This window comes from Thalassolituus maritimus (genome assembly GCF_900156675.1).
Taxonomy (GTDB): Bacteria; Pseudomonadota; Gammaproteobacteria; order Pseudomonadales; family Oceanobacteraceae; genus Thalassolituus; species Thalassolituus maritimus.
This window is the reverse complement of the sequence record NZ_FTOH01000003.1, coordinates 63,879-90,506: the sequence shown is the minus strand read 5'-3', so window position 1 is coordinate 90,506 and position 26,628 is coordinate 63,879. Positions and strand designations below refer to the sequence as shown.

22 protein-coding genes are annotated in these 26,628 nt (G+C 52.3%); 11 read left to right on the top strand and 11 right to left on the bottom strand.

Going from position 1 to position 26,628, the window contains the following annotated elements; translation table 11 throughout:
- Positions 1–2 precede the first annotated feature (2 nt).
- Both BW941_RS05365 and BW941_RS05360 read left to right on the top strand, forming a co-directional pair.
- Complete coding sequence (locus tag BW941_RS05365; RefSeq protein ID WP_076514622.1) at positions 3–3,218, top strand: efflux RND transporter permease subunit; 3,216 nt, start codon at positions 3–5, stop codon at positions 3,216–3,218.
- Between the two features lie 56 nt (positions 3,219–3,274).
- Entirely contained in the window at positions 3,275–4,855 is a 1,581-nt protein-coding gene (locus BW941_RS05360; RefSeq protein WP_139325755.1) for a sensor histidine kinase, read from the top strand.
- Positions 4,856–4,881: 26 nt separating this feature from the next.
- On the opposite strand, the gene BW941_RS05355 is transcribed toward BW941_RS05360, so the two are convergent.
- From BW941_RS05355 to BW941_RS05315, 9 genes are all read right to left on the bottom strand, one after another.
- A complete protein-coding gene (locus BW941_RS05355; RefSeq protein ID WP_076514620.1) occupies positions 4,882–8,046 on the bottom strand; it encodes an efflux RND transporter permease subunit in 3,165 nt (1,054 codons plus the stop codon).
- Entirely contained in the window at positions 8,043–9,206 is a 1,164-nt protein-coding gene (locus BW941_RS05350) for an efflux RND transporter periplasmic adaptor subunit (RefSeq protein WP_076514619.1), read from the bottom strand. Before BW941_RS05350 ends, BW941_RS05355 begins: the two co-directional genes overlap by 4 nt.
- Complete coding sequence (locus BW941_RS05345) at positions 9,203–10,612, bottom strand: TolC family protein (RefSeq protein WP_139325754.1); 1,410 nt, start codon at positions 10,610–10,612, stop codon at positions 9,203–9,205. The genes BW941_RS05350 and BW941_RS05345 overlap by 4 nt, the downstream gene beginning before the upstream one ends.
- 120 nt (positions 10,613–10,732) lie before the next feature.
- Entirely contained in the window at positions 10,733–11,974 is a 1,242-nt protein-coding gene (locus BW941_RS05340) for a hypothetical protein (RefSeq protein ID WP_076514617.1), read from the bottom strand.
- Between the two features lie 9 nt (positions 11,975–11,983).
- On the bottom strand, positions 11,984–12,766 hold the full coding sequence (locus BW941_RS05335; RefSeq protein ID WP_076514616.1) for an outer membrane lipoprotein-sorting protein: 783 nt from the start codon (positions 12,764–12,766) through the stop codon (positions 11,984–11,986).
- Positions 12,763–15,093, bottom strand: coding sequence for an efflux RND transporter permease subunit (locus tag BW941_RS05330; protein WP_076514615.1), 2,331 nt, complete (start codon positions 15,091–15,093; stop codon positions 12,763–12,765). The genes BW941_RS05335 and BW941_RS05330 overlap by 4 nt, the downstream gene beginning before the upstream one ends.
- Positions 15,094–15,109: 16 nt before the next feature.
- Complete coding sequence (locus tag BW941_RS05325) at positions 15,110–16,006, bottom strand: TetR/AcrR family transcriptional regulator (RefSeq protein WP_076514614.1); 897 nt, start codon at positions 16,004–16,006, stop codon at positions 15,110–15,112.
- A gap of 109 nt (positions 16,007–16,115) precedes the next feature.
- Complete coding sequence (locus BW941_RS05320; protein WP_076514613.1) at positions 16,116–16,607, bottom strand: chemotaxis protein CheX; 492 nt, start codon at positions 16,605–16,607, stop codon at positions 16,116–16,118.
- 139 nt (positions 16,608–16,746) lie between these two features.
- Positions 16,747–17,310 (bottom strand): hypoxanthine-guanine phosphoribosyltransferase, encoded by a 564-nt coding sequence (locus tag BW941_RS05315; RefSeq protein WP_076514612.1) that lies wholly within the window; start codon positions 17,308–17,310, stop codon positions 16,747–16,749.
- A 152-nt stretch (positions 17,311–17,462) separates the two neighbouring features.
- Here BW941_RS05315 and dapE point away from each other — a divergent pair, with 152 nt between their 5' ends.
- The 8 genes from dapE to BW941_RS05275 all read left to right on the top strand — a co-directional run bounded on the left by dapE (position 17,463) and on the right by BW941_RS05275 (position 24,796).
- Positions 17,463–18,590: a succinyl-diaminopimelate desuccinylase gene (dapE, locus tag BW941_RS05310; protein WP_076514611.1), complete on the top strand. Its 1,128-nt coding sequence runs from the start codon at positions 17,463–17,465 to the stop codon at positions 18,588–18,590.
- Positions 18,590–19,411, top strand: coding sequence for a putative RNA methyltransferase (locus tag BW941_RS05305; RefSeq protein WP_076514610.1), 822 nt, complete (start codon positions 18,590–18,592; stop codon positions 19,409–19,411). The genes dapE and BW941_RS05305 overlap by 1 nt, the downstream gene beginning before the upstream one ends.
- A complete protein-coding gene (locus BW941_RS05300; RefSeq protein ID WP_068439921.1) occupies positions 19,411–19,848 on the top strand; it encodes a DNA polymerase III subunit chi in 438 nt (145 codons plus the stop codon). Before BW941_RS05305 ends, BW941_RS05300 begins: the two co-directional genes overlap by 1 nt.
- Positions 19,848–20,438, top strand: coding sequence for a hypothetical protein (locus BW941_RS05295; protein ID WP_076514609.1), 591 nt, complete (start codon positions 19,848–19,850; stop codon positions 20,436–20,438). The genes BW941_RS05300 and BW941_RS05295 overlap by 1 nt, the downstream gene beginning before the upstream one ends.
- 66 nt (positions 20,439–20,504) lie before the next feature.
- Positions 20,505–23,441: a valine--tRNA ligase gene (locus tag BW941_RS05290; RefSeq protein WP_076514608.1), complete on the top strand. Its 2,937-nt coding sequence runs from the start codon at positions 20,505–20,507 to the stop codon at positions 23,439–23,441.
- Between the two features lie 324 nt (positions 23,442–23,765).
- The gene (locus BW941_RS05285; RefSeq protein WP_076514607.1) at positions 23,766–24,116 is read left to right on the top strand and encodes a type II toxin-antitoxin system RelE/ParE family toxin; all 351 of its coding nucleotides are present in this window, start codon (positions 23,766–23,768) and stop codon (positions 24,114–24,116) included.
- 5 nt (positions 24,117–24,121) lie between these two features.
- The gene (proR, locus tag BW941_RS05280) at positions 24,122–24,418 is read left to right on the top strand and encodes a transcriptional regulator ProR (protein ID WP_076514606.1); all 297 of its coding nucleotides are present in this window, start codon (positions 24,122–24,124) and stop codon (positions 24,416–24,418) included.
- A 27-nt stretch (positions 24,419–24,445) separates the two neighbouring features.
- Positions 24,446–24,796 (top strand): hypothetical protein, encoded by a 351-nt coding sequence (locus BW941_RS05275; protein WP_076514605.1) that lies wholly within the window; start codon positions 24,446–24,448, stop codon positions 24,794–24,796.
- A 109-nt stretch (positions 24,797–24,905) separates the two neighbouring features.
- Here BW941_RS05275 and BW941_RS05270 read toward each other — a convergent pair whose 3' ends face one another.
- On the bottom strand, positions 24,906–25,640 hold the full coding sequence (locus BW941_RS05270) for a helix-turn-helix transcriptional regulator (RefSeq protein ID WP_076514604.1): 735 nt from the start codon (positions 25,638–25,640) through the stop codon (positions 24,906–24,908).
- Positions 25,641–25,828: 188 nt separating this feature from the next.
- Between BW941_RS05270 and BW941_RS05265 the strand changes: the two genes are divergently transcribed.
- Positions 25,829–26,170, top strand: a complete 342-nt coding sequence (locus BW941_RS05265; RefSeq protein WP_076514603.1) for a hypothetical protein — start codon at positions 25,829–25,831, stop codon at positions 26,168–26,170.
- A gap of 170 nt (positions 26,171–26,340) precedes the next feature.
- Here the strand turns inward: BW941_RS05265 and BW941_RS05260 are convergent, their stop codons facing one another.
- Positions 26,341–26,583, bottom strand: a complete 243-nt coding sequence (locus tag BW941_RS05260) for a DUF3297 family protein (RefSeq protein WP_076514602.1) — start codon at positions 26,581–26,583, stop codon at positions 26,341–26,343.
- Positions 26,584–26,628: the final 45 nt, after the last annotated feature.

Below are 26,628 nucleotides of genomic sequence, written 5' to 3'. Positions count from 1 at the left end.
CCATGACACAACCTCTGGGAATATCAGGAAAAACCGCGCGCGCGTTTCAGAACTCCGCGATTACTCCTCTCCTCGCCATCGTCGGTTTATTACTTGGCTTCTTCGCCATCCTGGTGACGCCGAAAGAAGAAGAACCACAGATCGACGTGACCTTTGCAAATGTGTTCATCGGATATCCGGGAGCCAGTGCACAGGATGTTGAGCAGTTGGTTTCGATCCCCGCTGAACAGGTCATGTCTGAAATAAAGGGAGTCGACGACATCTTTTCAATCAGTCAGCCGGGGCAGGCCATACTGACCGTCGCATTTGAAGTCGGAATTCCTCGCGAAGAAGCGATCCTGAATCTCTACAACCAGGTGCACAGCAACAAAGATTGGTTTCCACCCAACCTTGGCGTCATGGAGCCGGTCATTAAACCGATGGGCATTGATGATGTTCCCATCATGAGTGTTACCCTGCGCGGTAAAGACGCTTCCATCAGCGCCAACGAACTGACCGCCATTGCACATACACTCGAGACTGATCTGAAGCAGATACCCGGTACGCGGGATATCTACAGCATTGGAACTCACTCAGATGTTTTACAGGTAAAACTCGACCCTGCACGCATGAATGGTCACGGGCTCGCGTTCAGCGATGTCCGGAATGCACTTCTGAGCGCGAATGTCGGAGGCTATCGTCAGTCACTCGTCCAGAATAACGAGGTTATTCAGATTCAGTCGGGAAATTTTCTCCGCGACCGTTCTGAAGTGGGCCAGCTGATTGTCGGTCGCAGTCAAAGCGGGCTGGTATACCTGGCTGATGTTGCAGATATAACGCTGGCCAATGACACGCCAGAGCAATACGTCAGCTACCGGGCCCTTGGTATGGAAAGCAGCCTGCCAGCCGTCACTCTTGCTATAGCCAAACAGCCGGGGACAAACGCAGTCGATATTACACAAGGCATTGAAGCTCGGCTTACTACATTGAAAAACCGCTTGCTTCCAGACACCGTCATTGCCGAGGTCACTCGTGACTACGGTATTACAGCGAAGGATAAGTCCGACAAGTTGATCGCAAAACTCCTGTTCGCGACTGCCGCTGTCGTTGTGCTGGTACTGGCGACCATGAGCTGGCGCGAAGCCATTATTGTTGGCGGCGCCATATTTATTACCCTCGCAATCACTTTATTTGCGAGCTGGGTCTGGGGCTTCACCCTCAACCGAGTCTCCTTGTTTGCCCTTATTTTCTCCATTGGTATTCTTGTCGATGACGCCATCGTCGTCGTAGAAAATATTCACCGCCATATGCATAAAGGCGGCAAAAAGCTTCTTGAAGTTATTCCTACCGCCGTCGAGGAAGTCGGTGGCCCTACGATTCTGGCTACGTTTACGGTAATTGCTGCACTGATGCCGATGGCGTTTGTTTCTGGATTAATGGGCCCGTATATGAGTCCAATCCCGATTAACGCCTCGACAGGTATGCTTATTTCTCTGGTTGTGGCCTTTGTCGTCACACCATGGCTGTCATACAAGCTGCTTAAAAAAGTGTCAGAGAAACACGAGAACACACCAGCAACGCACGATGACGACGAAGCATCAGGAAAACTCTATGCCGTATTTAATAAGTCGATGCGACCTTTTATTGAAGGCAAAGGTGCAGGAAAGAAACGCGGGTTACTGTTTGCCGCTATTACTCTTCTGATCATGATCGCAGTGTCACTGCCGGTATTTACCGCGGTAGTGATGAAAATGCTGCCCTTCGACAATAAATCAGAATTTCAGATCGTCGTAGATATGCCTGAGGGCTCCCCCGTCGAGGAAACACTCGCTGTGCTGGAAGCCTTGTCTGAAGAGCTGATGACGGTTCCTGAAATTCGTGACGTTCAGATGTACGCGGGGACAGCGGCGCCTATCAACTTTAACGGTCTGGTACGACAATATTATCTGAGAGGGCTTCCTCATCAGGGAGATATTCAGGTCAACCTTGTCGATAAACATCAGCGAGATCGCCAGTCCCACGACATTGCTCTGTCAGTCCGCGCACCTCTACAAGCCATTGGCGAGAAAATGAATGCCAATGTGAAAGTCGTTGAGGTACCGCCAGGACCACCGGTCATGGCGCCCATTGTCGCTGAAATTTATGGCCCCGATTACGAACGCCAGATAGCTGCAGCAAAACAGCTACGCACAGTCTTTGAAGCGACACCCGATATCGTTGATACCGACGATATGATTGAAGATGATCAGGCGAAGTGGCTGATACGTATCGACCGTCAACGCGCTGCTCATGTGGGCGTAGCGCAAGCCAGCATTGTGCAGGCAATTAATACCGCGCTGGGTGGTGAAGATGTCAGTTACCTTCATACAGGCCAGCAGAAGTACCCTTTACCGATTCGTCTGGAGTTACCCGAAGGTGATAAAACCGGTCTGAATAATCTCCTGACTCTCAGAGTAAAAAGTGCAGACGGTCGTTATTTTGCGCTCGCGGACCTGGTGACGATTGAAAAATCGACAGTCGAGAAAACCATTTACCGTAAGAACCTCAAGCCCGTAGTCTTCGTGACCGCAGATATGGCTGGCGAACTGGACAGTCCTCTCTATGGCTTGTTCTCAATTGCCATGGACATGCCAGAGCACAACCTGAACTGGGAGCAATGGTTCATTCAGCAACCGCCTATGGCCGACACGATCGAAATGAAATGGGATGGCGAATGGCAGATAACCTATGAAACATTCCGGGATATGGGCATCGCCTACGGTATCGGCATGATCCTGATTTACCTGCTCGTGGTCGCGCAATTCAGATCGTATCTGGTACCGCTCATTATCATGGCGCCTATTCCATTAACGGTCATTGGTGTCATGCCCGGGCATGCCCTGTTTGGGGCCCAGTTTACCGCCACATCAATGATCGGGATGATCGCGCTGGCCGGCATCATTGTGCGGAACTCTATTTTGCTGGTTGATTTCATTAACCAGAAAACAGGCGAAGGCATGCGATTCGAAGACGCCGTCGTGCACTCTGCGGCCGTACGTTCAAAGCCCATTGCTCTGACAGGCGTTGCAGCTATGATTGGCGCTTTCTTTATTCTTGATGACCCGATCTTCAACGGTCTCGCGATTTCGCTGATTTTTGGTATTCTGGTATCGACTGTTCTGACTCTGGTTGTGATTCCGCTGCTCTACTTCAGCGCCATGCGTGGAAAGCTCACCAGCCAGCCCAGCGATAACGGGTAACCGTTACGCCGGGGGATAACAGGAAGCGAGTCCAAGTATTACAAGGAAGAGCCAGCGTGAGCCAAGAACCTCAGAAGATATCAACATCCGCCAGACGCTCCATCGTCTGTCGGATGTTTCTGTATATCTGCCTGACGCTAACCCTCGTTGGCAGCATTGCCGGCACCCTGCTCTACAGTATTCAGTTTGAACGTGAAATTGAGCGTGAGCATCAGGAAATGATGCGCATCACGAACACCTTCAAACCCGCCATTGCCCACGCTCTCTGGCAGTACGACAAACAGCAGTTACGTCTTCTTGTAGCCGGTTTACAGGGGGACCCGGGGGTCTCTTATGTCCGTGCCGTCGACACAACGAACTTCAGTACCGAGGCCGGTACAAGGCCATACCATTCGCACGTTACCCGTATCCCGGTTTACTACGACGAACTGTTAGTCGGCGATCTCAGTGTCGCGTATTTCAATGGTAGCCCCTGGCTGAAAGCACTGGAGAATGCCTCCCCCTATATCGGCAGTATCTTCCTCCTGCTGTTGGTGCTCGCGGGCGCCCTGGTGCTCGTACTCCATCAGATTGTCACACGACGCATCACTAAGCTCGCACGGGCTGTAAACAGCCGGATTGAACACGGCATTCTGACGCCAGTCGATATCAGCCCAAGCCGCTCCATGGACGACGTCGATCAATTGATGGTGGCCTTTCGTGAACTCAACGAGCAGCTGATTAAAGAGCTTGAGCGCAACAAGCTGGCGCAACACCAGTTAAGTAAAGCGAACACCGAGCTTGAAGACAGAGTCGAGGAGCGTACCGAGCACCTGTCAGAAACCATTGCACAGCTCAATCAGACCGTCGACGAACTGAACACTACCCAGTCACAACTGATCGAAGCGGAAAAACAATCCGCGCTCGGCGGCATGATTGCCGGCATCGGACACGAAATCGAAACACCACTGGGCTTATGCCTGACAATGGAGTCCTGCCTTCGTAATGATGTACAGGCGGTCATCGCTGAACATCCAGAGCTGGCAAAAACGGAAGAATGGTCGCGGGTTTCTGAGAGCCTGGAGCTGCTGAGAGAAAATCTGCGCCGTGCTACCAGCCTGATGAAGAGTTTCAAATCGGTGTCGGCGGGTCATATCAATGATGACAACGACTGGATTTATATTCACAAAACCATTTCTGATCTGCTGCGTAGCCTGTCGCCTATGTTGCGCAATCACCCGTACGAAATCCGGGTTAACTGCCCTGAGGATATCTGCATACAGGCATCTCCGACAGCGATCACTCAGGTACTCACTAACCTTATCACCAACTCCCTGAAACATGGTTTTTCAGGTCGGGCTGAGGGGCTTGTGGTTATTACGGTAGAAGAAGATTCAGACAACCTGATCATGGATTATCAGGACGACGGTATCGGCCTCAGCCGTGAAGCTGCGAAAAAGATATTCGAGCCAATGTTCACGACCTGCCGGAGCGACGGCGGTACTGGCCTGGGTATGCATCTGGTTTACAACATTATCAAGCAGCGCATGAAAGGCGAAATCAGTATTGAGCCGTCAGACACCGGTGTGCACTTCCGCATGGTCATGCCCATCAGTAAAGCCCAGCGACGCGATAAAGGCCGCCAGGCAATTTACTGATACGAAGCACTGGTTTCACCAGTAGTTCATGCTTCTACTGGTTTTACAGGCATATCCACAGGCTTCTGGTCCTTTTCACCTGCCTCATCAGTCTCCACAACATCACTCAGACCCAATTTATCAAGCACATTGCTTAACATGATGTAGAGCGCTGGCAGAACCAGAAGACAGACGAAGGTCGTGAACAGGATGCCAAACCCGAGGGATACCGCCATGGGAGCAATAAACTGCGCCTGACGCGAAGTCTCGAACACCATAGGCGCAAGCCCACCAAAGGTCGTCAGGGTGGTGAGCAGAATCGGTCGGAAACGACGGATGCCCGCCGAAATAATCGCGTCATGCGCGCTCATTTTTTTATCACGACGCTGTCGGTTAGCAAAATCGACCAGAATCAGGCTGTCGTTCACTACAACGCCCGCCAACGCAACGATCCCCATAATGCTCATCACGCTGAGGCCATAGCCCATCATCAGGTGCCCGTACAAGGCTCCTGCAGCACCGAAGGGAATCACCGCCATCACCAGCAAAGGCTGCGAGTAACTTCTGAACGGGATCGCCAGCAAGACATAAATCAGCAGCATCGAGAAAAAGCCATAAAGCTTAAGTGACGACATACTTTCCTGAGTTTCGGCCTGACGCCCCTGGAAGCCGAAATCAACGCCGGGATAACGCGAACGCATGTCCGGGAAGATACTCTCCCGTAACAAAGTCATTACCGCGGGCACCTGTTCTCTCGGCTCGACGTTCGCCGTTACATTCACAATCTGACGACCGTTGCGTCGTGATATGGATGACGGCGACACGCCCTTCTCCAGTATCGCGACTTCTGCCAAAGGTACGTAACTTCCAGACGGCGTCAGAATACGTAAACGCTCAATATCCGCGGCACGGCTACGCTCATCTTCCGGCAAACGCACTAATACCGTGACTTCGCTGTTACCTCGCTGCTGGCGCAATGCACGTGAGCCGTATATCGCCGCACGGATCTGTGCCGCAACATCGTCGGCCTCAAGCCCCAGACTGCGCCCCTGATCCGTCAGCTCAACATCCCATTCAGGTTTACCGCTGTTAAATCCATTCGCAATGTCTTTGACCCCAGTAATACCCGCCAGAGCATTCGCCATATCTTCACTGGCTCGCTCCAGCACATCGGTATGGCTGCCACGCAGTTCGACCGTCAGGCCCGCGCCCCCAGAAGGACCGCCGCCGCGCTCAGAGTCAAACGTCAAGCTACGAATACCCGCAATTTCACCGATTTCTTCACGCCATAAGTTCACCAGTTCTGCTGCAGGAATTGGTCGTGCATCCGAGTCAACCAGCTGTCCTTCGACTTCAACACTGGTGCCATTAACGTCGCCCTCGATACTTAACAAAAACTCAGTCCCGTCAGCTTCGTATGGCGCAACAACGGTACGAAGATCCTGCTCCAGTTTTTTGCGCACATCCGTCGCCTGCTGCAGAGGTGCATTTGAAGGCAGCTCGACCGTCGCAACAACAAACTCTCCTTCAAGACGCGGGAACATGCTGAAGCCCATTCGACCGCTTGCAGCCCACGCCATCGCAATCATCAGAAAGAAAAATGCGACAGCGAAGGTCAGGCCAGGTGCACGGACTGCACGGTGTAATATCGGCTGATAAATTTCGTTAATAAAGTAACCAAGCTTGCTGTCGACGTTTCGTTGAATTTTCTCCAGAAAGTTCAGCGGCGCGTCTTTCGGTTTCTTTTTCAGATTCGCGAGGTGTGTAGGCAGAATAAACAGGGCTTCGATCCAAGAAATCAGGAAGCAGCTGATAACAACCACGGGGATCGCAAGGAACAGTTTCCCCATCATCCCCGGCAACGCAAGGATCGGTAAAAATGCTGCGACGTTGGTCAGAATGGCGAATGCCAGAGGCACGGCGACTTCTCTCGCCCCCTGTACTGCGGCATCCGGAAATGCCATGCCCTGCTGCATATGCTCAAAGATATTTTCACCGGCGATAATGGCATCATCCACCACAATCCCGAGTGCAATAATAAAGGCGAACATCGAGATCATATTGATGGATACATCGGCCGCTGGGATTAACAGCAAGGCGCCCAAGAACGCTGTTGGAATACCCATCGTGACCCAGAAGGCGAGACGATATTCCAGAAACAGACTCAGCAATACAAGAACCAGCACCAGACCAATGGCGGCATTTTTCATCAAAAGGCCGACACGCTGGTTATACGTTTCACCATCGTCATCTGTAACGATCAGTTCAACGCCCGGAGGAAGACGGGTTTTGATTTCGTCCATTTGCCGATACGCAGCTTCGGTGACGGTGAACGGCGTCTGGTTTTCACTACGGTAAATATCCAGCCCGATGGAAGGATTACCGTTATAAGTTACTTCACGGTTGGTATCGCCAAAGCCATCAGAAATAGTAGCGATATCACCAAGCTGTAAAAGCACACCTGAGTCATCACTGATCACAGGCAACTTACTGAACTCATCCGCCCAGTAAATACGATTATCCAACGTCAGCAGAATATCGCCGCCACTGGTACGAACCGTACCGGCGCTCTGCTCGATAGCGTTAGCAGCAATGGTATTCGCGACCTGCTGAAGGGTCAGGCCGTAAGATTCAAGCGTCGCCTGAGAGATCTCAACGTGCAGTTCTTCATCAGGCGTACCTTTAACTTCAACGTTGGTAATTTCTGGCGCCGCCAGTAAATCATTACGTATCTGCTCGGCCAGCTTCTTCAGTTCAAATTTACTCAGAGGGCCAAAGAGTTTGATGTCCATGACATCAATAGAGTGGCCGGACAAACTAACTACAGGACGCTCGATACCCGCCGGAAAGCTACTGATATTACTGACTGCCTGCTGAATATCCTGATACGCTTTCTGACGGTCGCCGCTATTCTCAATCTCAACAGAAACACGGGCGGAGCCTTGAGCAGCCGTCGACGTAATTTCTTTCAGACCATCGAGGCCCGTCAGTTCATTTTCAATCGGTAAGACAACGCCCTGCTCCATCTCTGAAGGCGTCGCTCCCGGATAGGCAACATTCACCGAAACATAATCGGCTTCAGTACTCGGGATAAATTCCTTACGAATTGCCAGCGACATAAGAATGCCGCCAATGATCAGAAATGCCATCAGCAGGTTAGGCGCAACACCGTGTCGCGCCATCCAGGAGACTGGCCCAGCCTTGTTGATCATGGCTGATCTCCTGCGCTTTCGTCAGATTTCTGGCCTGAAACCCGCACAGGCATCCCCTCAACTGCGGCATCAACCTGACTGGCCAGCAGCTGGTCCCCTGGCTCAAAGCCTTCCGAGAACCAAACAAAGTCACGCCCGGAATAAAGAAGTTCAGGCTGTCGTTTGCGTAACTTCAGGTCATTAATAACCCAAACACTGCCGTCGTCATTAACGCGATCACGACGTACCTGATAGGCATCGTCAAACTCCCGACCCGCGAGCGTCAGTGTGACAAAATCATTCACCAGAACGATCGGGCCATACTCTGGGTCCAGAGGACTCTTGAGTGATAAAATAACGCGTGCCTGACGGTCACCACTGTCGACGCCCGGTAACACGTTCAGAATAGAAGCCGTGCGGGTTCTATTGCCCCAGGCGGAGTGCGATACGATCACTTCGTGATCACGGTCCAGAAGCGGTAAGAAAGATCGGGGGAGTTTCGCCTCGACCCAGAATTCAGAAGTTGCAACGGCCGAAAAGAGTTCACTACCTGCACTGGCATAGCTCCCCGGGCTGACCGCTCGGGAACTCAAGCGACCATCAAAAGGCATACGAATTTCGGTACGCGCCAGATTAATTCTCGCCTGTTTAACCGCAGCTTCAGCACTGGCCATGTCGGCTTCAGCAACCTGAAGCTGAGGCTCGCGCAGAACCAACGCACGGTCCGACGTCGACAGCTCGGTACCTGAAAGCGCGTACTCTTCCTGAGCCAGGCTGACCTGTCCTTCTTCAATTGCCAGCGCCGCTTTCGCCTGAGCCAGTGTTGCCTGAGCCTGTTCCAGCGCTAATTCATAATCACCCTTCTCAAGCTGCGCCAATAACGCGCCTTTCTTTAACAGCGCACCGGGCACCGCCTGAGCTGAAACCTGTTCCACTCTTCCGCTTACCTGAGCAACCAGAGTCACACTGTCGGAGGCTGTTACCGCACCGCCAGTTTGCCACGACGCACGGGAGGCCACTTTCTCAAGCGGCGTCGCGTCTACAAGCCGCGCTATTTTCTCCCGCTCTTTTTTACCCGGCTTAGGTGCCGTGTCCTGAATGAGTTTCCACGCGCCAAAACTCGCAAGAATGATAAGAATACTGACACCGGCTAATGCCAGGTTTTTCTTACGATCGGTCATGCGTCAGTTTCTCCGAATCTACCGTGACTAACGGCTTTGTATAATTGAATTCTTGATTGGGTGAGGTTCCAGCGGGCGGTCAGTTGCTGGGACTCAAGGCTCAGGAGTTCTTGCTGGGCGTTAAGCAGGTCGAGAAAATCAATCTGACCACGCGCGTAGTAGTAATCCTGTAGTTCGAGAGTTTTTCGTGCCAGTTCAAGTTGATCCGTCAGGCTTTGTAGCGTCTTCAGGTAACGCTGCTCTTCTACCAGCGCCTGCTGAACTTCCTGAGCGGCTTCAAGAACGGTCTGACTATAGTCCGCGAGAGCCTCCTGCTCTGCTGCTTTCTGGCGCTCGACTTCTGCTCGACGGCCTGCGCCATCAATGATCGGCAACACCAGAGAGGCAGCAAGGTTGGCTACCCAGTTATCAAACAGTTGACTGAAATCTGCATCACTGTCGCGATAACTTGCCGAAAGCGAAAAACGGGGATAACGGTTCGCGGCTGCAACCGCTACACCGGCACTGGCCGCCTGAAGCCTGGCGTACGCTTCCTGAATATCCGGGCGTGCTTTCAGGGCTTCCAGAGGGACACTATTCAGTGTCATATCAGGCTGAGGCACTGGTGTCAGGTCAGACACCATATCAGCAGTTAGCGGCGCTTGCCCACGACCCAGCCAGAGAGCGAGCTGCTGCAGATAGATATCACGCTGTGCTTCAGCTTCGATGATATCAACACTCAGAGACTCAACGAGCTGCTGTTGTTGCCAGACATCCGTCAACGCTGCCTGACCTCGACGTTTACGCCCTTCGACTACCTTAAGCGCAGTTGCGAGACGTTGCTTCTGATCTTCGAGAAGACGAAGCTTTCCGGCCTGAACTCGTAACCCCAGCCAATAGGTCGAAACTTCACCCGCCACGGTGTTTGCCAGCGTACGGTACGCCGCTTCGCTGGCATCGGCACTGAAACGGGACTCTGCCGCACCTGCACGAATGCCACCCCATAGGTCGATTTCATAACTAGCGGTTAAGCCGGCCGACCAGGTATCCGTGGTTGAGTCTTCGCTGGTCCATTCCCGGCTTTTACCAAGCTCTGCATTTACTTCTGGATAGTAATCACTGCGCGAGCCCCGCAACTGAGCCAGGCTCTGGCGCAGGCGCGCCTCTGCGGCCTGCAGGCTGTAGTTGCCTTGCAGAGCATCGTTTACGTGCTCATTAAGCTCACTGTCATTGAACGTCGTCCACCAGTCGACTGCAGGTAGAACCTGTTGTTGATCAGTAAACGTATCAGGCAGAACGATGGGGTCAGGTTCAGAGACAGCGACGCTGCTGCAACCCTGTAGCGCCATGACCGCAGAAGAAAGCAGAAATAGCCGGGACGCCAGTCTTGTCGACCGGCCAGAGAGGTAGGAAGGGGGTCCGCTCACGGAAGAAGCTCCATAATAATCTGAGCCCAATGATAGAGCCTCAGCAGAGCGACTGATATTGCATTTTACCCTTCTTTACCGCCTCTGACGGCCTTCGACAGGCCGTCAGTGCAAAATGGCTCAGAAGAAAAAGTTTAACGCCACTTCGAAGGTATCATCACGGCGGAAAATGCTCGCAAGTGACTCCTCTTCTGCTGTTACCAGCGTAATGGTCGCATCAATCGTCATCGACGGATTTAACCGGGTATTGGCTTCCAGCAGAAATAAACGAGTGCCCGTATAATCGAGATCTTGTGTAATACCCGCAAGAATTTCACTCGATGCCATATCATTGAAGACATAACGCGTACCCAGGAACAGATCATTCTGAGCGTCAGAATAGTCTGCACCACGACTGTCGTACTGATACTCGGCAAGTAAGCCAAGATCGGCAGCATCCCCAAACGGGCCAACCAGAGTGTATTCAAAACCACCAACGGCCGCTGTCTGATCTTTCACCTCAATCACACCCGGTAAGGTATCAATCTGATAATCGCGATACAGGAGTTCTGCCTTAAGCAACCACCCCTCAGGCGCAAACTGTATGGTAGAACCAATCTGATTCTGCATAGCGTAGTACGGCACCAGCTCAGTCGGAGTGAGCACACTGTTGACCACTTCCACCTGAGGAACCAACAAAGGATCTCGCGAAGTACCGCGGAATACAGACGCTGTCAGGTCCAGTGGATACCCGTTCAGTTCAGACACATATGACCAGCGCGCCGCCAGATCAACATGCTGCTGCTCTTCGTCGGCCTGGTATTCTGCATCATCACTGACCAGAAGTTCTGTGCGATAACGCCCTGCTTCGCCCGGAAATGTACGTTCCCGGAAGCCGGGCAGTACGAACGCCTCCCAGGTACCAACGTCAGACAACCAGATACCCTGAATCATCGGCTGACCCAGTTTCTGATCCCCATCAATAGCTTCTACGTAGTCCGTCTGGTTAATGACATCCACAAGGTGGAGAGACTCTGTGACGCCCCAGAACACTTTACCGATACCAGCACGCAGTTCCCATGGGCCATTCCACGTCATGAACATGGCTTCGCGAATATCGCCGTGCGTTCGCTCGTTATCTGCAAAATCTTTGCGATAAAAAGGTACAAAGGTGAAGCGCCCGTTGCCAGATTCCGCATCCCAGACGACTTCAGGCTGCAAGGTCAGAGACCATTGATCATCGACCTGCCCGCTGTAAGCACCGGATTCAAGGAAGCGACGTCCTTCAATGCCCGCCTCAAGCGACCAGTCGAGCGCACTCACCAGAGGGGAAGTCCCCGCGCCTGCCAGCAACGCAGACGCTGTCAGAATTAGCTTTTTCATATCACTGCCTTATCGCGCACGCTTAAGCGATGCCTGACTGAAATCCGATTCGCTCAGCCCGGTATCAAACTCAATGCTGTGTGTGATGATGGTTGTGCTCTTGCCGTTCTGGTGGTTCTGCATATCCAGCTTGTGAGCACGCCAGAACTTATCTTTGTAGAGTTTCCACTCAGACAGCTCCAGTGTTTTCAGCAGCGTATTCTTACGATCGTAATATTCCGTTTTTACGGCACGCATGTGCTCGGTATCGATCCAACTGATCTGGCGGGTATAACCAGAAAACTTATCCACCGGATCACTTTCAACCACATGACACGTCATATCCTGAGCGCAAGGTTCATCTCGAAGGTAAGTAAATTCGTATTTTTCAGGCTCGAACGACCCCATATCTTCATAAGCAAATTCGCTGCCCATAAAAGGGCCTGACTTGTTGCGGGAAGAAATACGCTTAACACGCTTCAGTGCAGGTAAATACAGCCACTGATCATCAGGTTTCGTATTGTGAGAAAAGCTCAGAAACGCCGTACCGCTGACATCTTTAGGTTCATCAAAAATCGTCAGACCTTTATCACCGTCATCCTGGATTTCAAAATTCTTCAGGCGCATTTTCCGCTCAGAGGTTTCCCCCTGTGAATTACGCAGAATCATAGTCATCTCAGCCTGAGAATCGCCCCAGCCGGTGTCCCGCGCTTTACGCTCCTTAGCGATTTCGAGGCCTCGCCCACCGTCATCAGCGATAGCGAAAGGTGCAACCAATGCCAGTCCCGTCACGAGTGTAGTTATCAGTTTCATGCGTGTTCTCCTTTTAGGGATGTCTGCTCTTCAGCGTTTGCTTCAGGCTTATCTTTATCCAGCCACAACAGCATGGGTGGCAGGATGAGAAAATCAATAATCAGTGCGATCAGAATAATCAGGGACGTTGCGATACCCATGTCTGAGTTCAGGCGGAATGCCGAGAACGCCAGCATAGAGAAGCCTAATACCAGAACCAGAGTTGTGATCAGCAGTGCACGACCGACGTTGATAAACGAATAACGCACTGCCGCTTCGGTCGTCATACCCTCCAACCGTGCACGCTTGTATTTACTCAGAAAGTGCACTGTGTCATCGACAATAATGCCCAGAGTCATTGAGCTGACGATAGAAAGGCCCAGGTTTATTTCACCCGAAATAAAGGTCCAGAAACCGAAACCAACCAGTGCCGGCGTAATATTCGGGAACAGGCTGATCACACCCAGTCTGAGTGAACGTAAAGCAAAAATCAGGATACCCGAGATAATCACCAGGGCCATCATCATGCTGAGAATCATGCTCTTCATATTCGTCTCACCAATGTGAGAGAACATCACTGAAGGGCTGGCAGCAGTAAGCCGGATACCGGGCGCATTCGCATCCATCCAGTCTTTGGCGCGATTTTCGAGCGAGATAATCTCAACACTGCCCAGATTTTTCAGAATCGATGTCATACGTACCGCAGACTTATCCACGTTAACCTGATTATTCAGATCAAGTCCGTACGGCAATGACATCTCGTAAAGCAACAGATACTGCGCTGCCAGCTCTCGATCGTCTGGAATTCTGTACCAGTCAGGATCGTCTGCGTGCATGTTTTTATTCAGACGCATAAAGGTATCCGACAGGCCACTGACGTGATCAATCTCCGGTTGCTGTTCAAGCCACTCGGTAAAATCGCGCATCACTGCAATAAACTCAGGATTACTGATGCCACCCGCTTCGTCGGTATACATAGCCCAATCGATAGACTGTGAACCTGAGAGCGTATCGGCCTGCTTTTCAACCGACTGACGGTACGCCGTCGATTCAGCAAAGTATTCTGTTGCGACATCGTTAATTTCATTACGCATCGCCAGTGCACTTAATACAGCAACAACAGCGACACCGCCCCATAATAAAGGCGTCTGGTGACGAATCACGAAATCACCAAAGTGAGCCATCGCAGGCGCTTTATCGTCAACGCGGCCACCCGCTCCGACCGGCAGCACCGACAACAATGCAGGGAACAGAGTGACAGACATCACGTACGCTAACATCACACCCATGGCACACAGAAAGCCGAAGTCAGCGAATACGGGAGACTCCGACATCATCAGTGTCAGGAAGCCAACCGCGGTCGTCGCACTGGTAATAAAAATCGGCATCCAGTTCAACTCGAGGCTGTAGCGCACGGCTTCTTTTCTGCTCTTACCCTGCTTCATGCCATATTGCATGGTCGCGACAACGTGAACACAATCCGCCACCGCGATGGTCAGAACCACAATTGGTACGTTAATCGTCCCCGTCGACAGGAAAAAGCCCATCCATCCCGCCAGCCCCATGGTGGCCATAATGGTCAGTACCAGAACAACGACGGTGGCGAGCATGGCCAGTACGCTGCGCAGCAGAACCGCCAGAAGGACGATGATCAACAGCAGCATTGCTGGAACCAGAGTCGACATGTCTTTCTGGCCTTCGGTCGCGAAGCTGTAGTTCATCGGAATAATTCCGGTGTGATAGAAAGCAACATCCGGGTAGCGCTCGGCAAATTGCGCGCTCAGATCACGCACAAAATCCATCACACTGGCGACGTTCGCTGTGTTGTCCGTGACGTCCGGCAATTGCAACGTAATATTGATCAGGCTGACGTCAGTATCCGGTGAAATGATGCGGCCATTCAGAGACGGCTCCGCCAGCGCGGTTTCACGGATTCGGTTAAGATCGTCCTCCGTTAGCTCCTCAGGATAAAGCACCATATCTTCGACGATCATATCGTCGTACTCGGCCCACGTATTCTGATAGTTGGTCAGCGAATCTACGCGACTGGAAAACGGCGTTTGCCAGGCTTCCTCTGTGTATTCCTGTATCAGGGTCAGAATCGTCTCGTCGATCACTTCGCCCGATTCAGGCACCACTAATACCGCGATACTGTCGCTTTTATTGAAGATTTTCTGCATCTCTTCAAAATCATTCAGCGGGCCATACCCTTCTTCGAAGAAGACTTTGTAATCTCCCCGAAAATAAAGATTGCCACCACCTGCCGCTGCGGCCAGAGCCGCAATAATCAGCGCGGCAATTACTAACCATGCACGTTCCGTTGCCAGTTTTTCTACCCATTGACGCATAGTGCGCTCTCCTGAATTAAAGCGAAGCTTTCTGACTTTCTTCGGGGAATACTTCTTCGGCAATACGCTGCCAGGTTGCCCGATAATCCCAATCCCTCGACAAAGGTTTCATACCAATGCCGTCCATCAGCACATTCGCTCCGATTAAAGCGATGTTCTTTTCTTCAAGCAGATCACTGATCGTGTGCTCGAATCCTGTGTCCTCCAACATGTTGATCCCGTAGGAGGTCGACCATGTCAGAAAGGTAATTACGGTGGCATCCAGATCCTCTGTGATCTCAAGGTCACCCGCCTGAACGGCGGCATCGATCACTTCAAAGGCGATTGCAAAGAGGGTTTCATCGTTGTGGCGGACTTTCGCAGCACGCTGCGGTGAGGTTTTCTCGACGAAGGCCGCCGTGCGGGCTGTCACCAAAGCAGTCGACATCACCGGGTGCAACTTCATATGCAGGCGGTAGGCGTAATGAATCGCCAGGGCTTTTTCCCGAGGCTTGCCATCAAATGCCTGCGCCCGTAAGAACATATCTTTGAGTTCTTCCATCCCACGGCAACAGAGTGCAGCGAGGCAATCCTCTTTGCTGGTGAAGTGGTTGTAGACGGTGCCCTTGGATACATCACTGGCGCGGACCAGACGATCCATATTGAAATGCGCGTAACCCACGTCATCAATGATGAACTGAACGTGATCAAGTAGTGTGTTTTCGCGCTTCTGCCACTTCTCTTCCTGACGCGGGGTGCGCTCAGGCTTTACGGGCTCAGGTGCCTTAGTAGAACTCTTGGGCGACATGTCGTCCATCAACATGACCGTCGAATCCGGGCAACCCGCCATCCGCCACTGCTGAAAGGGGCAGTAGGGGCGTATGTTGAAGAGCAGACCTTTCAAGGTCTGTAGCGCTGTGTGCAATACAATCATTTTTGACGATCCGTCATTTTTGACGAATCGTCATATTACACACTAAGGAAGGGGAATCAAATGCACAAAAAAGGACAGTTACTACGAATATCGCAACAGTCTGTTGCAGCTACGCGCCTGCGACTTCGGCCCGTTTGAGTCGGCTGCCGATCACAACCTCAATGTAAAACTCACCGGCTTTTGTATCGAACGGAATAACGACTACAGGCCCTTCAACGTGGTGCACGATAGGCGCGTCGCCCGTTAACATCTTGGGAGTAGCCATCTCAAAGCTGTACCCGCCCTCCCAGAGTAGCTTACGAGCGCCACCAGATAGCATATTCGTAAGTTCACCGGTCAGGTCTTTGCAGGTATCGTCAAACTCCGCGACTTCCTCGCCGAGCATGCTGCTGCTTATCTTGATGATGGTGTCTTCGTTAAAGCTGATGGCGAGAGAACCATTAACCGCATCGCCTTCCATAGGGATCAGCCCTGTCACGACTCCAAGGGGATTCTCGCCTTCTTTCAGATATGGTTTGCCATGCTCACACGTCATGGATGCCATGGTTGCGAGTATGTTGCTAATCGTCTCTATGAAGGGATTGATGAATTGAACATTCATATAATCGGCCACCTCCGCAATCTCAGTGTAGTCGAGTTGCCTGGCCTTGCCGGAAAGATTTACCTATTACAGAGATGCCAGTACACAGGGTACTGGCTCCCTCAGTCGTCAGGTCTGGTGAGCGTTGGCGAAACGCTGATCAGAGACCTTTTACAGCGTATATACCGGGGGCATTACGCCAGTAACCGCGGTAGTCCATGCCAAAGCCGAAAACATAGCGATCTTCGACTTCAAGGCCAATGAAATCGACCTTCATACCGGGGGCTTTGCGATCGTGTTGCTTATCCACCAGCACCGCCGTGAGAACTTCCGCCGCGCCCTGTGCTTTACAGGCCTCAACGACTGCCTCCAGCGTGTAGCCTTCATCAAAAATATCATCGACAATCAGCACGGTACGGCCATCCATGGGCACGGATGGTGGCGCCTGCCATTGAAGATCAGCCTGAGCCGAGGTTTCCCCACGATAACGGGTCGCATGCATGTACCCCTGCTCCAGAGGAAACTTCAGCCGCGTCAGCAGTTGTCCAGCAACCACGAGTCCACCATTCATAATGCTGTAAACCACAGGCATCTTGTCTGCCAGCCGCGCTGTGATGTCAGCCGCCAGAGTATCAAGGGCAGCTTCGACTTCTTCTTTGCTTTTCAGAAGATCAGCTTCATCCATCACGGTATTAAGTTGCTCGCGCGAAAGGCTCTCGGTCATAAGTTCTAAGTCCACATACATTTGTAAAGAGACTGTTATGGTATGGGCCAGATGTACTCGCGGCAAGCGAACAAACGCCTCATACACCCCCTGTGTGATATGATTCACGCCTCTGAATCACAATAACTAACATCAAAAACGCAGGAACCACCATGACACCGACGCTGCAACTTGCCGTTGATCTGATCGCCCGCCCATCCGTGACACCTGAAGATGAAGGATGCCAGGCATTGATGATGGAGCGCCTTGCCGCTCTCGGATTCAACAACGAGCCATTACGCTTCGGTGATACAGATAACTTCTGGTCGCGTAAAGGCAACAGCCAGCCGGTTGTCTGCTTCGCTGGGCACACAGACGTAGTGCCTACCGGACCAGAAGCCAACTGGGACAACCCGCCGTTTGAGCCGAAAATCATCGACGGCATGTTGCATGGCCGAGGTGCTGCCGACATGAAAGGTTCATTGGCTGCATTTCTGGTAGCCACCGAACGCTTTGTTGAAAAATATCCTGACCACAAAGGTTCAATTGCGTACCTGATTACGTCTGACGAAGAAGGTCCGGCGCACAATGGTACTGTTAAAGTCATTGAAACGCTGGAAGCCCGCAACGAGAAAATCGATATGTGCGTTGTTGGGGAGCCATCCTCCACGAACTTGGTGGGTGACGTTATTAAGAATGGGCGTCGCGGTTCTCTTGGGTGCGTCCTTACGGTCAAAGGTAAACAAGGTCACGTTGCCTACCCCCACCTCGCGAAAAACCCAGTGCATATCGCTGCTCCGGCTTTAGCAGAACTAGCCACAGAAGAATGGGACCAGGGCAATGACTTTTTCCCTGCAACGAGCTTCCAGATCTCAAACATTAATGCAGGTACCGGGGCGACTAACGTGATACCGGGTACATGCGAAGTCGTATTTAACTTCCGTTTCTCGACTGAACTGACCGCAGATATTCTGAAAGAACGCACCGAAGCGATTCTGAACAAGCATGGTCTTGAGTACGACATCGACTGGAAACTGAGCGGCCAGCCTTTCCTTACTGACAAAGGCGCTTTAGTCGAAGCTGCTGTTAAAGCGATTAAAGACGTCACCGGTCGCGAGACCGAACTATCAACATCTGGCGGTACTTCAGACGGACGCTTTATTGCTCCGACAGGTGCTCAGGTCGTCGAGCTTGGCCCGATCAATGCGACCATCCACCAGGTCAATGAACACGTCAGCGCCGATGATCTGAACACACTGACCGACATCTACGAAGCAATGCTGGTTGAATTACTCGCCTGATGAAAGACTCTGCCTCCGGGCTTATCTGCCCCAAATGCGAGCAACCCCTGACAGCTCAGGGTAACCAGTGGCAATGCCCTGACCGCCATAGCTACGACACAGCGAAGCAGGGTTACATCAATCTGCTGCTGGTCAACCAGAAAAAGTCGAAAAATCCGGGAGATGACGTAGATATGGTCCGGGCGCGTACAGCGTTTCTGGATTCCGGAATCTATGAGCCGATTTCAGACGCTCTGAATGCACTGGTAAAGACAGGCCCCGTGCTTGATATAGGCTGCGGTGAGGGCTACTACACTCATCGCCTCCAGCAGCAATCAGGGTGTGAAGTCATCGGTCTGGATATCTCCCGCGAAGCCATCAAAGGGGCGTGCCGACGTACAAAAGATATCCGTTGGCTGGTCGCCAGTGGCGCGCGGCCTCCGGTTTCCGCCCGCAGTATAAAAACCATTATCAGCTTGTTTACCCCGCTCATGCCTAAGGGCCTGGATCATGCGCTTGCGGATGACGGTGAAATCATTACCGTTAACACCGGCCCCCAGCATTTGATGCAACTGCGGGAAGTCATCTACGATGAAGTGAAGGCTGAGAGTTTTACGCCGGTTCCGAAGATGGCAGATGCCGGTTTCATCGCAGTCGATGAGCAAAAGCTGACCTACGAAGTAACGGTGCCCGGTGGTGATCCCCTGGTCGCATTGTTCAATATGACACCGCATCGCTGGAAGGTAAGTCCGGAACGCGCAGAAAAACTCCAGACAATTGATTCACTGACACTCGAAATCGACGTAGTATTACACCGGTTTCGCAGGCAGAAAGATTCGTAATGACCCGAGCAGACTTCTACATACTAGGTGGCCAGGCAGACCATGATCAGTGGTTCTTCGCTTGTCGGCTGGTAGAACAGATTCAGCAGAAAGGTCATAAAATCCTGCTTCAGGTGGACAATGAGCAGAAAGCCAGAGAACTCGATGATATGCTCTGGCAATTCCGGGCAGACGCCTTTGTACCGCACGCGCTGCTGACAGCAAAAGACGCACCTGTAGACTGTCCGGTAAGCATTGGTTGGGCTCAGGAACCCGGACATCACCACGATGTCATTATTAACCTGAGCGCTGAATTACCGGCTTTTTTCAGCCGTTTTGAAAGACTGGTAGAAATTGTCGTTCAGAAAGACGATATTCTGGCCTACACGCGCCAACACTTCCGGTTTCTGAAAGATCGGGGATACCCGGTGACGCACAACGATATGAGAATGAGCTGATGAAAAACAAGGAAGAGCCAAAAGACCTTCTGGCCGAACTCGAGATGTTGCAACGGGTGCTTGATAACCCGACTTCATCTGGCTCCTCTGCGGATGACATTCCGGTTCTGGATGACCTGTTCGACGGAAGCATCCCTACCGTCAACGAACCTGCTGAACTTGATCTCAGCAACATTCCGACGGTTACAGATATTCCAACAGTTAATGACGTCGCCTCTCAGCCAGCGTCACTGCGTGCAGTACCAAAGCCGCAGCCTCCTGTTGAACGCGCACCTGAAGCACCTCAACCTGAACCTAAGCAAGCGCCTCCCAGTGGCCTGAGCCCGCTGAATCAGATCCTCGACAAGATCAATCGCGGCCAGGAAACCGAAACGCCCGCAATGACGCCGATCCCGGGTGCCAGCGAAACAGCACTGAGCTCAAAGCGTGCTGAGCTGGATGCCAACATGGCCGAAACCACAGCGTCGCTGACCTCCCTGCTCCAGCGTGAGCGCATGGTCGATGAGCTCGTTGAAGAGCTGATGCCCATGATCAAAAGCCGCCTTCGTGCCCGCGTACGCGACATGCTCAACAACAAAGAAGACCTCTGACGGCCGCGTTCAATTCCGGTATACTGCTGCTCATTTTTTCAAGTCCGATATGAGTAGCAGCGAGTAATGGATAAGACGTACAAGCCCAGCGCAATTGAACAGTCCTGGTATCAGGAGTGGGAACAGAAAGGTTACTTCAAACCGTATCAGGAAGGCCTTGATGGAGACGGTTACTCCATCATGATCCCGCCGCCGAACGTTACCGGCTCGCTGCACATGGGTCATGCCTTCCAGCACACCATCCAGGACGCCCTCACCCGCTACAAGCGTATGCAGGGGCAGAAAGCACTGTGGCAGGTCGGTACTGACCACGCCGGTATTGCTACTCAGATGGTTGTTGAGCGCAAGCTCGCCGCTGAAAACCAGCCAGACCGACACGAACTTGGCCGTGAGAAATTCCTCGAAAAAGTCTGGGAATGGAAAGAACAGTCTGGCGGTACCATTACCAGCCAGATGCGACGACTGGGCAACTCAGTCGACTGGGAAACCGAGCGCTTCACCATGGACGATGGCTTTTACAAAGCCGTTCAGGAAGTGTTTATCCGTCTGTACAAAGACGGCCTCATCTACCGTGGCAAGCGTCTGGTCAACTGGGACCCGAAACTGCACACCGCCATCTCCGATCTCGAAGTCGAAAACAAAGACAAGAAAGGTCACATGTGGCACCTGCGCTACCCGCTTGCCGATGGCCTGAAAACCTCTGAAGGCAAAGACTACATCGTTGTTGCGACTACTCGCCCAGAAACCATGCTGGGCGATACCGGTGTTGCGGTTAACCCGGAAGATCCGCGCTACAAAGATCTGATCGGTAAAGACATCGTTCTGCCCTTAGTAGACCGTCGCATTCCGATTGTTGGCGACGAACACGCCGACATGGACAAAGGCACCGGTGCCGTTAAGGTCACCCCAGCACACGACTTCAACGACTATGAAGTCGGCAAACGCTGCAGCCTGCCAATGATCAACATCTTCACCTTCAACGCCGACGTGCGTGACGTGCCGCAGGTATTCAATACCGACGGCAGTGTCAACGAAGACGTGAAGGCCAGCATTCCAGAGAAGTACCGTGGCATGGAGCGCTTCGCTGCGCGTAAAGCCATCGTTGCAGACTTCGAAGCAGCGGGCTTGCTCGACGAAATCAAAGACCACGACCTCACAGTGCCGTATGGCGACCGTGGCGGCGTTGTCATCGAACCGATGCTCACTGACCAATGGTACGTCGACGCTAAAACCCTGGCGAAGCCTGCGATTGAAGCGGTTGAGAACGGCGACATTCAATTCGTACCTAAGAACTACGAAAACATGTACTTCAGCTGGATGCGAGACATTCAGGACTGGTGTATTTCCCGTCAGCTGTGGTGGGGTCACCGTATCCCAGCCTGGTACGACGAAGAAGGCAACGTCTACGTTGGCCACGACGAAGCCGAAGTACGCGCTGCCAACAAACTGGCTGACGACGTAGAACTGGTTCAGGACGAAGACGTACTGGACACCTGGTTCTCCTCTGCTCTCTGGACCTTCGGTACGCTGGGATGGCCAAACCTGGACGACCCAGAGGTCGCCAAGCGCATGCTCGACTTCCACCCGACCGACGTTCTGGTTACCGGTTTCGACATCATCTTCTTCTGGGTAGCGCGCATGATCATGATGACCATGCACTTCATCAAAGACGACGATGGGAAGCCGCAAGTACCGTTCAAAACCGTCTACGTGACCGGCCTGATCCGTGACGAAGTCGGTCAGAAGATGTCGAAGTCTAAGGGTAACGTCCTCGATCCGCTGGATATGATCGACGGTATTTCCCTCGACGACCTGATGGAAAAGCGCACCGGCAATATGATGCAGCCGCAACTGGCTGAGAAAATCGGCAAGCGCACCAAAAAAGAATTCCCGGAAGGCATCGCGCCACACGGCACCGACGCCCTGCGCTTTACCCTCGCTGCTATGGCCTCGACCGGCCGTGACATTAACTGGGACATGAAGCGCCTCGAAGGCTACCGTAACTTCTGCAACAAGCTGTGGAACGCCTCACGCTATGTGATGCTGTCTGTAGCGGGCGAAGAAGCCGTCGAAAACGCAGATGGCGGCCTGATCGAAATCACCGACGCCATGAAAGCCGCGTGCGGCGTGAACGGTGAAGATGCCGCCCTGTCACTGGCAGACCGCTGGATCATCTCCCGCCTGCAGCGCGCCGAAAGCGAAGTACGCCGCCATATGGACCAGTACCGCTTCGACATGGCCGCACAGACGCTGTACGAATTCATCTGGAACGAATACTGCGACTGGTACCTCGAGCTGTCTAAGCCAGTACTGTGGGATGAGAACGCCACCGAAGAAGAGAAACGCGGCACCCGCGGTACACTGGTACGCGTACTCGAAGCCATTCTGCGACTGGCGCACCCGATCATCCCATTCATCACCGAGTCTATCTGGCATCAGGTGAAAGACCTCGCGGGTAAATCAGGCGACACCATTATGCTGGCGGCCTACCCAGAGCCACAGGAAGCACTGATCGACGAAGGCGCAGAAGCCGACATCGAATGGCTGCAGAACGTGATTACCGCTGTGCGTAACATCCGCGCTGAGAAAAACATCGCCCCAGGCTTTGAACTGGAACTGCTGTTCAAAAACGGCGGCGACGAAGACTTCCGCCGCGCTGAAGAAAACCAGGCCTTCCTGATGAAACTCGCCAAGCTCAACAAACTGACCTGGCTGAACGAAGGCGACGAAGAACCAATGTCTGTCACCCAACTGGTTGGCGACATGGAAGTACTCGTACCCATGGCTGGCTTCATCGACAAAGACGCAGAAGTCGCGCGTCTGGCCAAGTCGATTGAAAAACTCGGCAAAGAACTGGAGCGCGTACAGAACAAACTGGGTAACCCAGGGTTCGTTGATAAAGCACCAGAAGCCGTGATCGAAAAAGAGAAAGAAAAAGCCGCCGGCTTCGAGCGTGACATCGCCAAACTCAACGACCAGATCGAAAAGATCAAAGCGTTGTAATCAGCGACACCGCTCTGAAAACAAAAGCGCCAGCTCTGCAAAGACCTGGCGTTTTTTTATATCTCGTTTCTTTCAGGCTACTGCCATCGCCTGTAGGAGGGGATCTTATCCCCGACAGACCTGCCGGGTTTAAGGTTTAACTGCGCTCCCCTTGTAGGAGCCAAACGCGAAGCTTTGGCGAACCGGGTTGGAACAACCCGCCTACGTCCTACCCCATCTAAAGCCCTATTTTGCGAACACCGCCCTCTTAGGCGTCTCTCAAACAACCGATTGACATAGACCAAAACCTATATAGACTAAAACCTATACAGACAAGGATTCGTCATGTGGAGTGTTGAAACAACCGACTGGTTTGATGATTGGTACGCAGACCTCTCCGATACCGACCGAGCTAACGTGCTTGCGGCCATGTTGGTATTGCGAGAACAAGGGCCTGGTTTGCCACGCCCATACGCAGATACCGTCAAAGGCTCAGTCCACAGCAACATGAAAGAACTCAGGGTACAAAGCAAAGGCGACCCGATACGTGCCTTCTTCGCCTTTGACCCAGAACGCAAAGCCATTCTGCTCTGCGCAGGAAACAAAACCGGAAACGAGAAGCGGTTTTATAAAACTATGATCCCGATTGCTGATCGGGAATTTACCGAACATCTGAACAGATTGAAGTCGAGGTAAACACAATGAAGCTTGAAGACATCATTGCTAATGAAAAGCCTGAAGTCGTCGTAAAGGCAAAGAAGATTGCAGCTGATACCCTCCTTGATATTCACCTGGCTGAGCTACGCGAAAAAATGAATATGACTCAAGGCCAGATCGCAGAAGCGCTTGGAGTCAAACAGCCGACGGTATCCGATATGGAAAAGCCGGGCAGAGACCTGAAGCTCTCTTCGCTAAAACGATACGTTGAAGCATCTGGTGGCAAGCTGAAAATTGATATCGAACTGCCTGATGGCACCCATTACGGGTTCAACGTTTGAAGTATTGGCCATTCAATGAGACATCAAATGCACTTTTTAAAACTCGCACTCGTCGCTTCTGGTGCAGCATCGATCTTCATGCTGCACAAGGTAATCGTGAATAACAACATCCCACTAGCCGCACTATTCTTAGTCGTCCCATTCATTATTTTCGCGGTAGTGCAGCTTCGACGTACTGTTCGCTGCCAGGAGTGTGGTATCAGTCCTTTTGAGGACGGTTTTGATGATCCAGATCGAGTCCTTCCAGTAAAGTTTGATTACACCAGAATTGGATCAGGCCCTATTTTTCGGTTTTACAAGTTGCAACTGCGACTTGGAATGGGAACCTGTGCGGCCTGCACAAAAAATATTCGCGAACAGACGAAGCCTCGCGGATAAGTTCTGAACCAAGTTTGTCACTCCCGCAAAGGCGGGAGTCCAGTGCCATGCATATTCCCGTAGGAGCCGTTCAGCGCATTTTGCTAACGGCGAAAAGCCTGAAGCCCCCTCACAACAACCGATAATAATCATCCAGCCCCTGCAAAATCAGCGACTTTGACCTGGGCCTGAATACCTTACCTGCCAGCCTCACCTTCTGCATCCGATCAATTCGGAACACCCTTGGCGCATCACGCAAGTGATCCCAACCCAGCAGATACCAGACCGGCCAATTAAAGAACAAATACTGAGGTTCGATCCGACGCTCAGTCACTGCCCCCGTGCCCGCGATATACTCAATATCCAGCATCTCCAGCTCAAAGAACCCGGTCGTTACCTGCCTGGTAATGGCTGCACTGGGCTGGCTGTAGGTCTGTGTGACCTGCCCTGATGCCGGATCACCCACCAGAATACGTTTACGTAACTGATTGACCACCTGACGCTGATGCTCTGGTAAACCCAACGTCATCTTCTGTCGAACACTGCGCACAGGTTCTGCCAATAACGGGCTTTGCAGCGTCTCTGTAATCGCCAGCGACACCAGCATACTGATCACCTCTTCGTGATTCAGCCGCAGCTTATCGACACCCCAGCGACGACTCAGGCTGACACCACCACCGGGGCCGCGCTCGGCTTCAATCGGCACTCCCTGCTCACGCAGCTCATTGATATCACGCAGCAGCGTACGATCACTCACCTCAAGTTGTTCAGCGAGGCGCTTCATCGTCCATACCTCATCCTGCCGTAACAATCCGACCAGACGATCCAGGCGATTCTGCTTATTCAGTAAGCTCCCTTTCGCCACGCGTATCTTTCTCCTGAAACAGCCTGCGTTAGTTCGATGTTCACAGCCTAACAAAATAACCGACATTTAGCGTCGGTTATAAGATTACTCTGAATCTGTGCCAAGACAAAGGCGCACACACAACTCGGGAGCAACCCCCCGACAATTGACTTGAACCGAATTGAACAGAACAGACCGGAGATACGGATATGCACACGACTCTTAATGCCACCGCTGCCAACCTGAACAACAGCTTCGAAATAATCGCACTGCAGTTCCGCGCAGACGTCGATTTCGCCGCTCAGGAGACCGCCATGGCCAACCTTAACGCCGTCGTACAGACTGCAGAAGGCTTCAAATCAAGGGATTACTACTACAGCGAAGAAAACGGCCACTGGATTGAGTTCATCGTCTGGGAAAACGAAGCAGCTGCCAAAGCAGCGTCAAAGGCGATGATGAGGAATGATGAAGCAATCGCAGTCTTCTGCCTGGTAGATGAAAAGACCATGCTCTTCTCACACTACCAACACAAAGGCGGCATCGCCGCCTGAGCCGCCCCTGTAGGAGCCATACGCGCAGCTTTGGCGATACGGGTTGGAACAACCCGCCTACGACCTCCCGCATCTAAACCTCTCTTTTGCCAACACCGGTAATCCGACCTATAAAACCAAAGAAACCGCCAAAAGGCGGTTTCTTTGCTATCAGATGCGGGACTAAGCGCTTACTTGTAAAACGCCTCAACCTCACCCTTCAGCTTAATCAGCAGCGGACGACCAAAGCGATCCTTAGTCGTCGGAGAAGAAATCTTCACCCAACCTTCGCTGATGTTGTATTCCTCGATGTCCGTGCGCTCTTTCCCCTTGAAGCGGATGCCGATGTCGTACTCAAAGCACTCTTCAACGAAGTGCGGGCTGCGCGGGTTGATGGACAGGTGATTGGGGAGTTCTGGTTTGTTGTCGGACATAACTGCAACCTGGCAAATATTTAAAGCCTCACATTGTAGAGAGAC

Coding starts and splice junctions, on each gene's coding strand:
- BW941_RS05365 (WP_076514622.1), top strand. CDS start 3: ATGACACAACCTCTGGGAATATCAGGAAAAACCGCGCGCGCGTTTCAG.
- BW941_RS05355 (WP_076514620.1), bottom strand. CDS start 8,046: ATGATCAACAAGGCTGGGCCAGTCTCCTGGATGGCGCGACACGGTGTT.
- BW941_RS05350 (WP_076514619.1), bottom strand. CDS start 9,206: ATGACCGATCGTAAGAAAAACCTGGCATTAGCCGGTGTCAGTATTCTT.
- BW941_RS05340 (WP_076514617.1), bottom strand. CDS start 11,974: ATGAAAAAGCTAATTCTGACAGCGTCTGCGTTGCTGGCAGGCGCGGGG.
- BW941_RS05335 (WP_076514616.1), bottom strand. CDS start 12,766: ATGAAACTGATAACTACACTCGTGACGGGACTGGCATTGGTTGCACCT.
- BW941_RS05330 (WP_076514615.1), bottom strand. CDS start 15,093: ATGCGTCAATGGGTAGAAAAACTGGCAACGGAACGTGCATGGTTAGTA.
- BW941_RS05325 (WP_076514614.1), bottom strand. CDS start 16,006: ATGATTGTATTGCACACAGCGCTACAGACCTTGAAAGGTCTGCTCTTC.
- BW941_RS05320 (WP_076514613.1), bottom strand. CDS start 16,607: ATGAATGTTCAATTCATCAATCCCTTCATAGAGACGATTAGCAACATA.
- BW941_RS05315 (WP_076514612.1), bottom strand. CDS start 17,310: ATGACCGAGAGCCTTTCGCGCGAGCAACTTAATACCGTGATGGATGAA.
- dapE (WP_076514611.1), top strand. CDS start 17,463: ATGACACCGACGCTGCAACTTGCCGTTGATCTGATCGCCCGCCCATCC.
- BW941_RS05305 (WP_076514610.1), top strand. CDS start 18,590: ATGAAAGACTCTGCCTCCGGGCTTATCTGCCCCAAATGCGAGCAACCC.
- BW941_RS05300 (WP_068439921.1), top strand. CDS start 19,411: ATGACCCGAGCAGACTTCTACATACTAGGTGGCCAGGCAGACCATGAT.
- BW941_RS05295 (WP_076514609.1), top strand. CDS start 19,848: ATGAAAAACAAGGAAGAGCCAAAAGACCTTCTGGCCGAACTCGAGATG.
- BW941_RS05290 (WP_076514608.1), top strand. CDS start 20,505: ATGGATAAGACGTACAAGCCCAGCGCAATTGAACAGTCCTGGTATCAG.
- BW941_RS05285 (WP_076514607.1), top strand. CDS start 23,766: ATGTGGAGTGTTGAAACAACCGACTGGTTTGATGATTGGTACGCAGAC.
- proR (WP_076514606.1), top strand. CDS start 24,122: ATGAAGCTTGAAGACATCATTGCTAATGAAAAGCCTGAAGTCGTCGTA.
- BW941_RS05275 (WP_076514605.1), top strand. CDS start 24,446: ATGCACTTTTTAAAACTCGCACTCGTCGCTTCTGGTGCAGCATCGATC.
- BW941_RS05265 (WP_076514603.1), top strand. CDS start 25,829: ATGCACACGACTCTTAATGCCACCGCTGCCAACCTGAACAACAGCTTC.
- BW941_RS05260 (WP_076514602.1), bottom strand. CDS start 26,583: ATGTCCGACAACAAACCAGAACTCCCCAATCACCTGTCCATCAACCCG.